10 protein-coding genes are annotated in these 13,163 nt (G+C 62.7%); 8 read left to right on the top strand and 2 right to left on the bottom strand.

What is annotated here, in order from left to right; genetic code table 11:
- Positions 1-35: 35 nt before the first annotated feature.
- The gene (locus tag WBQ96_RS11495) at positions 36-1,073 is read right to left on the bottom strand and encodes a PstS family phosphate ABC transporter substrate-binding protein (RefSeq protein ID WP_336549644.1); all 1,038 of its coding nucleotides are present in this window, start codon (positions 1,071-1,073) and stop codon (positions 36-38) included.
- A gap of 245 nt (positions 1,074-1,318) precedes the next feature.
- The gene (locus tag WBQ96_RS11490) at positions 1,319-4,585 is read right to left on the bottom strand and encodes a response regulator (RefSeq protein ID WP_336549646.1); all 3,267 of its coding nucleotides are present in this window, start codon (positions 4,583-4,585) and stop codon (positions 1,319-1,321) included.
- A 164-nt stretch (positions 4,586-4,749) separates the two neighbouring features.
- Here WBQ96_RS11490 and WBQ96_RS11485 point away from each other — a divergent pair, with 164 nt between their 5' ends.
- The 8 genes from WBQ96_RS11485 (at position 4,750) to WBQ96_RS11450 (ending at position 13,155) form a co-directional block, all read left to right on the top strand.
- The gene (locus tag WBQ96_RS11485) at positions 4,750-4,995 is read left to right on the top strand and encodes a hypothetical protein (protein WP_336549647.1); all 246 of its coding nucleotides are present in this window, start codon (positions 4,750-4,752) and stop codon (positions 4,993-4,995) included.
- A 162-nt stretch (positions 4,996-5,157) separates the two neighbouring features.
- A complete protein-coding gene (locus WBQ96_RS11480) occupies positions 5,158-6,210 on the top strand; it encodes a dipeptidase (RefSeq protein WP_336549649.1) in 1,053 nt (350 codons plus the stop codon).
- Between the two features lie 51 nt (positions 6,211-6,261).
- A complete protein-coding gene (locus WBQ96_RS11475) occupies positions 6,262-7,902 on the top strand; it encodes an ABC transporter substrate-binding protein (protein ID WP_336549651.1) in 1,641 nt (546 codons plus the stop codon).
- Between the two features lie 22 nt (positions 7,903-7,924).
- On the top strand, positions 7,925-8,992 hold the full coding sequence (locus WBQ96_RS11470; RefSeq protein ID WP_336549653.1) for an ABC transporter permease: 1,068 nt from the start codon (positions 7,925-7,927) through the stop codon (positions 8,990-8,992).
- Positions 8,989-9,906: an ABC transporter permease gene (locus tag WBQ96_RS11465; RefSeq protein WP_336549655.1), complete on the top strand. Its 918-nt coding sequence runs from the start codon at positions 8,989-8,991 to the stop codon at positions 9,904-9,906. Before WBQ96_RS11470 ends, WBQ96_RS11465 begins: the two co-directional genes overlap by 4 nt.
- Positions 9,903-10,736 (top strand): ABC transporter ATP-binding protein, encoded by an 834-nt coding sequence (locus WBQ96_RS11460; protein ID WP_336549657.1) that lies wholly within the window; start codon positions 9,903-9,905, stop codon positions 10,734-10,736. The genes WBQ96_RS11465 and WBQ96_RS11460 overlap by 4 nt, the downstream gene beginning before the upstream one ends.
- A complete protein-coding gene (locus WBQ96_RS11455; protein ID WP_336549660.1) occupies positions 10,724-11,485 on the top strand; it encodes an ABC transporter ATP-binding protein in 762 nt (253 codons plus the stop codon). Before WBQ96_RS11460 ends, WBQ96_RS11455 begins: the two co-directional genes overlap by 13 nt.
- Positions 11,486-11,643: 158 nt before the next feature.
- Positions 11,644-13,155, top strand: a complete 1,512-nt coding sequence (locus WBQ96_RS11450) for an ATP-binding protein (protein WP_336549662.1) — start codon at positions 11,644-11,646, stop codon at positions 13,153-13,155.
- Positions 13,156-13,163: the final 8 nt, after the last annotated feature.

Raw genomic sequence — 13,163 nt, 5'->3', positions numbered from 1 at the left:
CGCGGGATAATCCCGCGCCCCGAAATATCGTCTGATTACATGGTCTTGCCGGCGTCGAAGGCTTCGCGCTGTTCCTTGCGCTCGCCTTCCGGAGCCGCAACCAGGCCGTAATCGGCCAGCGGGCTCTCAGGGCCGACCATCTGGTCGTCGAGGAAGAAGTCGACATATTCCTTCAGGCCCGGAACGACGCCGAGGTGAGCCTTCTTCACGTAGAAGTAAAGCGGACGCGACACCGGATATTCACCCTTGGCGATGGTCTCGGTCGAAGGAACGATGCCCTCGACGGTCGCGACCTTCAGCTTGTCGGCGTTGTTTTCGTAGAAGGAGAGGCCGAACACGCCAACGCCGGTCTTGTTGGAAGCGATGCGGGCAAGCGTCTCGGTGTAATCGCCGTCGATGTCGACAGCCTTGCCGTCCTTGCGCACGGCCACGCAGGTCTTGGCGGCAGCCTTGTCATCCTGGCCGGCGGCCTTGATGGCTTCGAGCGCGCCCGAGGACTTGCAGCCTTCGGCAAGGAGCTTTTCTTCGAACACTTCGCGAGTGCCGTGCTTTTCGCCCGGGATGTAGGCAGCGATGTCCCAGTCGGGCAGGTTCGGATTGACCTGGTTCCACTTGGTGTTCGGGTTGTTGACGAGCTTGCCGTCGACGACGATCTGGGCAGCAAGCGCCTTGTAGACGTCTTCCGGCACCAGCGCCCAATCCGGGCCGTTCAGGTCGGTGGCGAACACGATGCCGTCATAGCCGATCTTGACTTCCTGGATGTCCTTGACGCCGGCGTCGACGCAGGACTTCACTTCGTCTGTCTTGATCTTGCGCGAGGAATTGGCGATGTCGATGGTGTTCTCGCCGACGCCCTTGCAGAATTCCTTGATGCCGGCGCCGCTGCCGCCGGACTCGACCACGGGGGTCTTGAAGTTGGTGAAGGTCTCGCCGAAGTTCTCGGCAACGATCTTTGCATAGGGCAGAACGGTCGAGGAGCCAGCGACCTGGATCTGGTCGCGGGCTGCTGCGTAGCCGGCGGAAGCGGCAAGCGCGATCGCTGCGGCCGACGCCGTAAGAAAGAATTTGGTCATTGGGGCCTAACTCCTGTCGGGGAATTTTCTTCGACGCGTTTCTTTGCGTCGGGAGAGGCATTAACGACCATTTGTAACAGTCAGATGACAGTTTCATGTCACCTCGGTAACGCCTGAAAACGGCGGTTCCGATGCCCGTCCGAATACGCGGACGCGTTGCCTGAAAGAATCAAGCAGTTACGCGGCAAGCGATGCTCGCCGCGCCATGTGGAAACAAAGATCGCTCCCGCGGGAAAAATAATGCCCTAGACCGCCTCGCGCTGGTCCTGATCATCGAGCCATGCCCAGCGCTGGACTTTTTCGAGCAGGGCCTTGGGGCTGATCGGCTTGGCGAGATAGTCGTCCATGCCGGCTTCGATGCAGCGATCGCGGTCGCCCTTCAGCGCGTGTGCCGTCACGCCGATGATCGGAATGCGCGTTCCGGACTGCGCTTCCAGCTCGCGGATTGCGGCGGTCGCCTCCAGCCCGTTCATCTCCGGCATGGAAACGTCCATCAGGATCATGCGTGGCCGCATCTCGGTGAAAGCGGCCAGCGCTTTCCTGCCATTGCCGACGATCTCGAAGGTGAAATCGGTTTCGCCCAGTATCTGGGTGAAGACGAGTTGGTTCACCTCATTGTCCTCGGCCACGAGGATATCGAGCCGGTGTTCGCCGGACTTGGCCGGACGGCTGCGCGTCCGCAGGCTCACGGCAGGTTGGGACACCGGCTTCATCGCCGCATCGGCAATGGCGCCGCGCCTTGGTTCGCCGGCAAAATAGGCGCTGCGCCGGCGCTGTATGGTCGAGACCAGCGCTTCGAGAAGCGTCGAGGAACGCGCCGGCTTGATCAGTTGCGCATCGATCGCCAGATCGCGGTAGCTGGCATTGACGAGCGACTGGTCGACCGATGTCAGCATGACGATCGGGGTGTTTGCAAGGCCGGGCGTGTTGCGCACGATGCGCGCCATTTCAGCGCCCGACATGTTCGGCATCTGATAGTCGAGAACCACGCAATCGACAGGAACGCCGAGGGTTGCAGCGGCGTGCAGCACTTTCAGGCCCTCCGCCCCACTCTGCGCAGCGCAGGCATCGAAGGTCCAGGACGCCATCTGCTCGATCAGGATCGCGCGATTGACCGCATTGTCATCGACGATGAGGATGCGCGCGCCGGTGACGTCGACCGGCGTCACCTTGCGGCCTTCCGGCCGTCCCGCATTCGGCAGGGACAGCGTGAACCAGAAGGTCGAGCCCTTGCCCTCGGTGCTTTCAACGCCGATGTCGCCGTCCATCAGGCCGACCAGCCGCGATGTGATCGCAAGACCGAGACCCGTTCCCTCGTGCCGTCTCGTCGACGAGGCATCGACCTGGCTGAATTTCTCGAACACCTGCTTCAGCTTGTCCGCCGGGATGCCGATACCCGTATCGGTCACCGCAATGCGCAGATTGGCGATGCCATCCACCGTCTCGCCGGTAACGTCGATCAGAACATGGCCGGAATCGGTGAACTTGACGGCATTACCGACCAGATTGGTGATGATCTGGCGAATGCGGCCAACGTCGCCGACGAAAAGATCGTAGAGATTGGGCGCAACACGCACGATCAGCTCAAGGTCTTTTTCCTTGGCGCGCGTCGACACCAGCGTGGCGACATCCTCGATGGCTTCGGCCAGATTGAACGGCGCGGGATCGAGCACCAGCTGCCCGGCATCGATCTTGGAGAAGTCGAGAATGTCGTTGATGATGGTCAGCAGCGCGTTGCCCGATTTCACGATGATGTCGGTGAACGTCTTCTGCTTCGGGTCGAGGTCGGACTTGGCCAGCAGCTCGGCCATGCCGAGCACGCCATTCATTGGCGTGCGGATCTCGTGGCTCATATTGGCGAGGAATTCGGACTTCGCACGGTCGGCCAGCACCGCCCGGCGCTGCGCCTCCTGAAGCTCCGCCTCGCGCTCCTTCAGCTCCGTCACGTCGGTGCTGGAGCCGATCAGATGCAACGAGCCATCGATGGAAACGAGCCGGCTTTTCTTGGCATAAAGCTGGCGCACGGTACCGTCGGCATGGGTCAACGTCTCCTCCGTCTCGTTCAGCTTGCCGCTGCGCAGCACGTCGAGATCGCGTTCGGCAAAGCCCTCGCCTTCCTCGCCGAAGAAATCGCGGTCGCTTCGCCCGATCGCCGCCTGCTGCGAAACCCCGGTGATCGTGCTCCAGGCCTTGTTGACGAACTCGAACGTCAGGTCGGCATTCTTGACATAGGTCGAGACCGGCAGTTCATCGAGAACGTGCCGGAAAAGATCGATCTGGCGCATGCTGTCGCGCAGCGCCTTTTCACGTGTCTTCAGTTCCGTGATGTCGACGCGCACACCGATATAGGTGCCGTCGTCCATGCGCATATCGAACACCTGATGCCACCGGCCATCCGGGTTGATGCGCTCATAGACCGCCTGCTTGATGTGATAGCGCCCCATATAGCGACGGACCCAGGTCTCGGGATCGCTGTCATAGAGCGCATCCAGTTCGGCATCGCCGCTTTGGCGGAAATAACCGGCACGATGGGCGATCTCCATCGCCTCGCGCAGCGTGCAACCGGGCACCCAGGCAGCCGCCATCGCCGGCAGCGAGGCTTGCAGCTTGCGGTTTGCCAGCACGAACTTGTCGTGGCGATCGTAGATGATGACGCCGGCAGGCAGCGATTCCAGAACATTGGCCAGCCGCCGTCGCGCTTCGTCGGCTTCGTTCTCGCGCGACTTGATATCCGTCACATCGAAAAGAAAGCCGGCAACGAAATTCTTGCCGCTGTCGACGCTGACGCGGTTCTTGCGCACGATGCGCGACTTGGCCTTGCCGAGAAATTCGAAATTCTCCTCGACTTCGTAAGGCTGGCCGGTCAGCAGCACATGGCGCTCGCTATCCTCGAAACCCTCTGCCTGTTCGGTAGCAAAGAAATCGCCGCCGACCTTGCCCAGCATGTCCTGCGGCTTCCTGCCGAACAGGGCCGAAAAGGCCTCGTTGACGAAGACGAAACGCAGGTCTGCGTCCTTGACGAAGATCGGGTCCTTGATGCCGTTGATGACGGCTTCGGAGAGGCGCGTCTTTTCCACCGTCTCGGCGAGCCGCTGTTCGCGCTCCTTCATCTCGCTGATGTCGTAATAGGAAACGAGACGCTTGCCGCCGGAAAGTGCCGTCACCGAATAGATCATGGTGCAGCCGTCAGCGCGCTTGAATTCGCGCGGGGCGACATCGCCGGCGCGGATTTCATTCAGCCGATAGGCGACGTAGCTTTCCCACTTCTCGTCGTTGACGTCGTAGATGCCGTTGTGACGGTTGAAGTCCATCACCGCCCGAAACGATGAACCGACGCCGATATCGTCCGGCGTCATCTTCCAGAGCTTGTAGAATTCAGTGTTGACGACCAGCGCGTTGAGGTCGGCGTCGAGAAGCACGACGCCCATTTTCATGGAATCGAGGACCCGCTCCAGGTCCGACGCCAATTCGCCCATTCCCGGCGAAACTCCCGCGCCTACGATATCCAGCATACTTACCCCACCGCGAATCCATCGCCGACCGCCCCCGCGGTCGTCCCGTCAGCGGACTGTGCCCGACAAGTTTTAACGATCGACTAACCTTAACCGGTTGTCGTCAAAGCGATTGCCATTCGCGAATTCGGCCTTACCTTCATGCGGATATCAGGAGGAACAAAATGCCGAATCCCAAGCCCATCGCCACCGCCCCCAGGAACGGCAGCAAGGTCCGCGTCTTCTGGACCGACGCCGACGGTCAGGAGAATGAATCCATCGCGCAATATCGCTCGGCCGAGATGCTGAAAGCGCTTGGCGGCGAAGGCGACGAGACTGATGTCGGCTGGTGGGCGTTCACCGATTCCAGCACGCAGAAGAAGATCAACCCGCATTCATGGGCGTCCGCTACCGATGACGAAGAGGAGTAGCTCAGCTCTTTGCTTTGCCGTGCTTGTGCAAATATCGGCCGGCATTGACGCAACGGCAGTGAGACCAGCCGGCTTGTTTCGGTCGAGCCAGTAAAGGCGGCGCGCCGATATCTCTTGATCTTGCCCGAACCATTTGCATCATCAATGCAAAAAGGGTTGCCCATGCACGCAGTCTTCGACGGCCATAACGACGTTCTGCTTCGCCTCTGGCGGCATGAAAAGGATGGCGGCGACGCCGTCGCCGAGTTCGCCAAGGGCACGGCCAAAGGCCATATCGATCTGCCCCGCGCCCGTGCTGGCGGGCTCGCTGGCGGCCTGTGTGCGATCTACATTCCCTCCGGCCATCTGGTGCTCAAGGAACCGGGCGCCGACGGCAGCTATGTGACCCCGCTTTCCAAGCCGCTCGAGCGCGCGCCCTCCCTCGACATCGCACTGGAGATGGCGGCTGTCGCGCTGAAGCTGGAGCGCGCCGGCGCATGGCGTCTGTGCCGCTCGATGGCCGATATCGACAATGCGTTCGCCGATGAAGCCTTCGCCGCCGTACTTCACATGGAAGGCTGCGAGGCGATCGGACCGGACCTTGCGGCGCTCGAAGTGTTCTACGCTGCGGGCCTGCGCTCGCTCGGGCCGGTCTGGAGCCGCAACAACATCTTCGGCCACGGCGTGCCCTTCGCCTATCCGATGAGCCCGGACACCGGCCCCGGCCTGACCGACGCCGGCTGCGAACTCGTGCGCGAGTGCAATCGCCTCGGCATCATGATCGACCTGTCGCACATCACCGAAAAAGGTTTTTGGGACGTCGCAAAGCTCAGCGACCAGCCGCTCGTCGCGAGCCATTCCAATCCGCATACGCTGGTGCCGGTCGCGCGCAATCTCACCGACAAACAGCTTGACGCCATTCGCGAAAGCAACGGGCTGGTCGGGCTGAATTTTGCCGTCACCATGCTGCGCGCCGATGGCCGCGAAAACGCCGACACGCCGATTTCGGACATGGTCCGCCATATCGACTACCTCGTCGACAAGCTCGGCATCGATGGCGTCGCCATCGGCTCGGATTTCGACGGCGCCCTGATCCCCAGGGAAATCGGCACCGCGGCGGGCCTTCAGAACCTCGTTGTAGCCTTGCAGGGTGCGGGCTATGGTGGCGCGGAACTGGCGAAACTATGCCGCGAAAACTGGTTCCGTGTCCTGCGCTCCGCCTGGCACGAGAACTGAAGCCGCCTAACAAAAACAATAACTTCGTCAACAAAACAGGGAACGAACAAGATGATGATGGGAAAAATGAACGCTCGCTTCCGCCCGCTGCTTGCCGGCGCGGCAATGTCGATGCTGGTCTTCTCCGCCGCTCCTTCATTCGCCGAAACGCCGGCCGACACGCTGGTGCTGGCCTGGGCCATCGACGACACCATCACGCTCGATCCGGGCGAGTCCTTCGAGATCAGCCCCGCGGAATTCATCGGCAATTCCTATGACATGCTTGTGCGCCTCGATATCGCCGACACCACCAAGGTCAAGGGCGGCATTGCCGAAAGCTGGACCGTTTCCGACGACGGCCTGACCTACACCTTCAAGCTCAAGCCCGGCCTCAAATTCGCCTCCGGCAACCCCATCACCGCCGAAGACGTCGCCTGGTCCTTCGAGCGCGTCGTCAAGATGGACAAGAGCCCCGCCTTCATCCTCACCCAGTTCGGCCTGACCGGCGAGAACGTGGCTGAAAAGGCCAAGGCCGCCGACGAAAACACCTTCGTCTTCACCGTCGACAAGGCCTATGCCCCAAGCTTCGTACTCAACTGCCTCACCGCCACCGTGGGCGCAGTCGTCGACAAGAAGCTGGTGCTGGAACACGTCGCGCCGGTCACGCCGACCGACGACTACAAATTCGACAATGATTTCGGCAATGGCTGGCTCAAGACCGGCTTTGCCGGTTCCGGCCCGTTCAAGATCCGCGACTGGCGCGCCAATGAGCTGCTCGTTCTCGAGCGCAACGACAATTACTACGGCGACAAGCCGGCACTGGCCCGCATCATCTATCGCCATGTCAAGGAAAGCGCCACGCAGCGCCTGATGCTGGAAACCGGCGATATCGACGTCGCCCGCAACCTCGAACCCGGCGACCTCGATGCCGTTTCCAAAAACGACAAGCTCGCCACCACCAGCGCGCCGAAGGGCACGGTCTATTACATCAGCCTGAACCAGAAGAACGAGACGCTGGCCAAGCCGGAAGTACGCCAGGCCTTCAAATATCTGGTCGACTATGACGCGATCGGCTCGACGCTGATCAAGGGCATCGGCGAAATCCGCCAGACCTACCAGCCCAAGGGCGTGCTCGGTTCGCTCGACGAAGCCCCGTTCAAGCTCGATGTCGCCAAGGCCAAGGAGCTTCTGGAAAAGGCTGGGCTGAAGGACGGCTTCTCCGTCACCATGGACGTGCGCAGCAGCCAGCCGGTGACTGGCATTGCCGAATCCATCCAGCAGACCGTCGGCCAGGCCGGCATCAAGCTGGAGATCATCCCCGGCGACGGCAAGCAGACGCTGACCAAGTACCGCGCCCGCAACCACGACATCTATATCGGCCAGTGGGGCATGGATTACTGGGATCCGAACTCCAATGCGGAAACCTTCACCAGCAATCCCGACAACAAGGACGACGCCGCCACCAAGACGCTGGCCTGGCGCAATTCCTGGGACGTGCCGGAACTGACGGCGCAGACCAAGGCCGCCCTTCTGGAACGAGACAACGCCAAGCGCGCCGAAATGTACCAGAAACTGCAGAAGGAATCGCTGGAGACGAGCCCCTTCGTGATGATCTTCCAGCAGACGGAAGTCGCCGGCCTGCGCGGCAACGTCAAGAACTACAAGCTCGGACCGAGCTTCGACAGCAACTTCCTGGCGCCGGTCTCGAAGTAACAGAACCGAGAAGATCGGTTCGTTGAGCAACACGCAAACACGCGCGGAGGCGAAACGCGAAAGCGGTCGCGCCTCCGCCCGCGCCGCCGCGATCGCCCGTTTCGTGGTGATCGTGGTGACGACCTATCTCGGCCTTCTGGCCGTCACCTTCTTCATCGGCCGCGTCATTCCGATCGACCCGGTTCTGGCGATCGTCGGCGACCGCGCGCCAGCGCATGTGGTCGAGCGCACGCGCATCGAGATGGGGCTCAACCTGCCCTACTATCAGCAGTTCTTCCTCTATGTGAAAGGCGCGCTGCAGGGCGATTTCGGCACCTCGGTGCTGACCACGAACCCGGTGATGTCGGACATAAGGCGCGTCTTCCCGGCAACCATGGAACTGGCCTCGCTCGGCACCGTCATCGGCGCGCTGTTCGGCATTCCGCTCGGCGTTCTCGCCGCCGTCAGGCGCGGCAGCATCGTCGACCAGATCGTCCGCATCATCGGATTGGTCGGCTATTCTGTGCCGATCTTCTGGCTCGGGCTTCTGGGGCTGCTGGTGTTCTATGCGCGTCTGAGATGGACGGCCGGCCCCGGCCGCATCGACGTCGTCTTTGAATACACCTTCACGCCGATCACCGGCTTTTACCTCCTCGATTCGATCCTGCGCAGGGACTGGGCGGCGTTTCGCGATATCTTCGCCCACATCATCCTGCCGGCCTCCCTGCTCGGCTATTTTTCGCTCGCCTATATCAGCCGCATGACGCGTTCCTTCATGCTGAACGAACTGCAGCAGGAATACATCGTCGCGGCGCGCGCCAAGGGCCTGTCGGAAACCCGCATCATCTGGGGCCACGCACTGCGCAACGCCGCCGTGCCGCTGGTGACGGTGATTGCGCTGTCCTACGCCAACCTGCTTGAAGGCTCGGTGCTGACCGAAACCGTCTTCGCCTGGCCGGGCCTCGGCCTCTACATCACCAATTCGTTGCAGAACGCCGACATGAACGCCGTTCTCGGCGGCACGCTCGTCATCGGCTCGGTGTTCATCGCGCTCAATCTGTTCTCCGACCTGCTCTACCGCGTTCTCGATCCAAGGACGCGGATACGATGAGCGAGACCGTGCAATCCCGCCGCGACTGGCTGCTTTCCGAGCGCCCGGCCTCGCGCCTGCAAGCCCGGCTCGGCCGGGCCTATCTGACCTGGCGGCGCTTCACCGCCAACAAACTCGCCGTCGTCGGGCTGCTGATCATCATCGCTTTGCTTCTGGTCGCCGCCTTCGCCAATTTTCTGGCGCCCTATTCCCCGGTCATCGGCGATCTTGCCGACTCCCGCCTTCTGTTCCCCGACGCCAATCACTGGCTCGGCACCGACGGACAGGGCCGCGACATCCTCTCGCGCCTCATCTACGGCTCACGGCTGACTTTGCAGGTGGTCGTCCTCGTCGCCATCATCGCCGCGCCGATCGGCCTGTTGGTCGGCACTGTAGCCGGCTATGCCGGCGGCTGGGTCGATGCGGTGCTGATGCGCATCACCGACATTTTCCTCGCCTTTCCCAAGCTGGTGCTGGCGCTGGCTTTCGTCGCCGCCCTCGGGCCAGGCATAGGCAACGCCATCATCGCCATCGCCATCACCTCATGGCCACCCTATGCCCGCATCGCCCGGGCCGAAACGCTGACGGTGCGCAATTCCGACTACATCGCCGCCGTGCAGCTCATGGGCGCGTCGCCGACGCGCATCGTGCTGCGCCACATCATGCCGCTCTGCGTCTCCTCGCTGATCGTGCGCGTCACGCTGGACATGGCCGGCATCATCCTAACCGCCGCCGGCCTCGGCTTCCTCGGCCTCGGCGCGCAGCCGCCACTGCCTGAATGGGGTGCGATGATCGCGGCGGGACGTCTGTTCATCCTCGACCAGTGGTGGGTGGCAGCCGCACCCGGTTTCGCCATCCTGATCGTCAGCCTCGGCTTCAACCTTCTCGGCGACGGTCTGCGCGACGCGCTCGACCCCCGCGGAGGCAGTCAATGAGCGCGCTGCTGGAGGTGGAGGACCTGCGCGTCAGCTTCCCGACCCGCACCGGCGTCATCGAGGCGGTGCGCGGCGTTTCCTTCTCGCTCGGCAAGGAACGGCTCGGCATCGTCGGCGAGAGCGGTTCCGGCAAGTCGCAGACCGGCCGCGCCATCATGGGGTTGACGCCGGAGCATGCGGAAATTTCGGCCAAAAAGCTGGCGTTCAGCGGCATCGACCTCCTGCGCGTACCGGCACGAGAACGCCGCACCCTGCGCGGCAAGCGCATCGCCATGGTACTGCAGGATCCGAAATATTCGCTCGACCCGGTCATGACCATCGGCCGCCAGATCGTCGAGACCTTGCGTACCCATGAAAGGGTCGGCAAGGCCGAAGCGCGCAAGCGGGCGCTGGACATGCTACAGGCCGTGCAGATCCGCGACCCGGAACGGGTCTACAAGCTCTATCCGCACGAGGTTTCCGGCGGCATGGGCCAGCGCGCCATGATCGCCATGATGCTGATCGCCGGACCCGAACTGCTGATCGCCGACGAACCGACATCGGCGCTCGACGTCACGGTCCAGCTCGAAGTCCTCGGCATTCTCGACCGCCTCGTTCGCGATCGCGGCATGGGCCTGATCTTTATTTCGCACGACCTGCGGCTGGTCTCGTCCTTCTGCGACCGCGTCATCGTCATGTATGCCGGCAGGATCGTCGAGGAACTGCCGGCCACCGAGCTTGCCAATGCGCAGCACCCCTATACGCGCGGCCTGCTCAACTGCATGCCGCAGATCGACGCCGACCGGCACCCGCTGCCGGTTCTCGACCGCAAGCCGGAATGGGCGCTATGACGGCTGCTGCTCTCGCCTTGGACAAGCTGCGCGTCACCTTCGACGGCTTCGTCGCGCTGAACGATGTCAGCCTGAATGTCGCTTCGGGCGAATCCTTCGGCCTTGTCGGCGAATCCGGTTCCGGCAAGTCGACGCTGCTGCGGGCCGTGGCTGGGCTGGCGCCGGTGGCAGGCGGGACCATAGTGGTCAACGGCAAGCCGCTGGGGCGAAAGCGCGACAAGGCCTTCTACCGGCAGGTGCAGATGGTGTTCCAGGACCCATACGGCTCGCTGCATCCGCGCCAGACCGTCGACCGTCTGCTGCTGGAACCTCTGGCTATCCATGGTTTCGAAGACACCGAAAAGCGCATCCTGCGCGCACTGGACGAGGTCGGTCTCGGCTCGGGCTTCCGCTTCCGCTATTCGCACCAGCTTTCCGGCGGCCAGCGCCAGCGCATCGCCATCGCACGCGCCCTGATCCTGGAACCGTCGATCCTGCTGCTCGACGAGCCGACCTCTGCGCTCGACGCTTCGGTGCAGGCCGAGGTGCTCAACCTGCTCGAGCAGATTCGCGCCGACCGTAAACTGACCTTTATCATGGTCAGCCACGATCTCGCCGTCATCACCCATATGTGCGACCGTCTGATGGTCATGCAGAATGGCGAAGAGGTCGAGCGCCTGACCGCATCAGACCTCGTCGCGCGGCGCGTCACCAAGGATTATACACGCAATCTGCTCGTCGCCAGCGAGGGCTTCAAGCGCAGCGCGTGACTCATCTGTGGGTTTCGGCAAAACCGCCACCCTTCAATATCGCGACAATGCTAAGAGCTATAAAAATTCAGGCTTGAACTCCGTCACGCCTGTTCCCGCCCGCTGTGCTAGACCCCTAAAATGGACAAGAGAATCATGCGGCGCGTCGAGGAGGCGCAATGAAGGTAGGCATCGATATGGGCGCGACGTCCAACGGGACGCCGGCTATGCTCGACCTCGAGGAATTGCTGGCGACCCGCCTGCTCGTGCAGGGCAATTCGGGCTCCGGCAAATCGCATCTGCTGCGCCGCCTGCTCGAACAGAGCGCGCCGTGGGTGCAGCAATGCATTGTCGATCCGGAAGGCGATTTCGTCTCGCTGGCCGATAAATTCGGCCATGTCGTCGTTGACGCGGCCCGCACCGAGGCCGAACTCACCCGCATTGCCGCGCGCATTCGCCAGCATCGCGTTTCCGTCGTGCTCAATCTCGAAGGCCTCGATGTCGAGCAGCAGATGCGTGCCGCCGCTGCCTTCCTCGGCGGCATGTTCGATGCCGAGCGCGACCACTGGTATCCGGTTCTCGTCGTCGTCGATGAAGCCCAGCTTTTCGCACCGTCCGCCGCCGGCGAGGTTGCCGACGAGGCGAGAAAAATTTCGCTCGCCGCCATGACCAACCTCATGTGTCGCGGCCGCAAGCGTGGGCTGGCCGGCGTCATCGCCACGCAGCGCCTTGCCAAGCTCGCCAAGAACGTCGCGGCAGAAGCCTCCAACTTCCTGATGGGCCGTACCTTCCTCGACATCGATATGGCGCGCGCCGCCGACCTGCTCGGCATGGAGCGTCGGCAGGCAGAAATGTTCCGCGACCTCGGCCGCGGCCATTTCGTGGCGCTCGGCCCCGCCATCGCGCGGCGGCCCCTGCCCGTCACCATCGGTAATGTCGAGACCGCGCCACGTTCTACCAGCCCGAAGCTGATGCCGCTGCCGGAGACTGGCGAAGACCTCAGCGAGCTGATTTTCACGCCCGGCCCGGAGGAACGACGCCCGCTCGTGCGGCGCACGCCACCACCACCGGCACCCACACCGACCGCCGATATCCTGGCCCAGCTGTCGCAGCCCAAGCCGGCAATGGAAGCACCAGCAGAACCGGTCTTCGCCATCATCGACGAAGCCGAGCGCGACATGCAGATCGAAGGCGTGCTGCGCGAAATCCTTGAGGACGTGGACGCCTCCTTCCGCTCCGACGCTATCCTCTATCAGGATTTTCTCGTCCGCTGCCGCATCCGGCGCGTGGCTGGTGAACCGCTGTCACTGCCGGCCTTCCGGCGCAAGCTGGCGGTTGCGCGTGCCGGCGTCGATGGTGCGACGGCCGAAAGCGAGACATGGCAGCATGCACTGGAACTGTCGGCGGGTGTGCCGGACGACATGCAGGGCGTTTTCCTGTCGGTCGCACAGGCAGCCGTCAACAGCTTGCCCTGCCCCTCCGACGCTGCGATCGCCCGCGTATTCGGCAGTCACTCGGCGCGGCGCGCGCGGCGGCTGCTGACCTATTTCGAGGAACGCGGCCTATTGGTCGTGCGCACCGATTTCCGTAACAATCGCGTTGTCGCCTTCCCCGATCTCGGCTGCGAAACCGCGCCGGGCGATCCGAACCTGCCGGACGACGCGGTCGACAGCCAGTTCGCGGCGGAATAGCCGATTAA

The organism is Mesorhizobium sp. CCNWLY176 (genome assembly GCF_037153935.1).
Taxonomy (GTDB): domain Bacteria; phylum Pseudomonadota; class Alphaproteobacteria; order Rhizobiales; family Rhizobiaceae; genus Mesorhizobium_M; species Mesorhizobium_M zhangyense.
The sequence above is the reverse complement of the archived record's forward strand: the minus strand, read 5'-3'. Positions and strand labels throughout refer to the sequence as shown.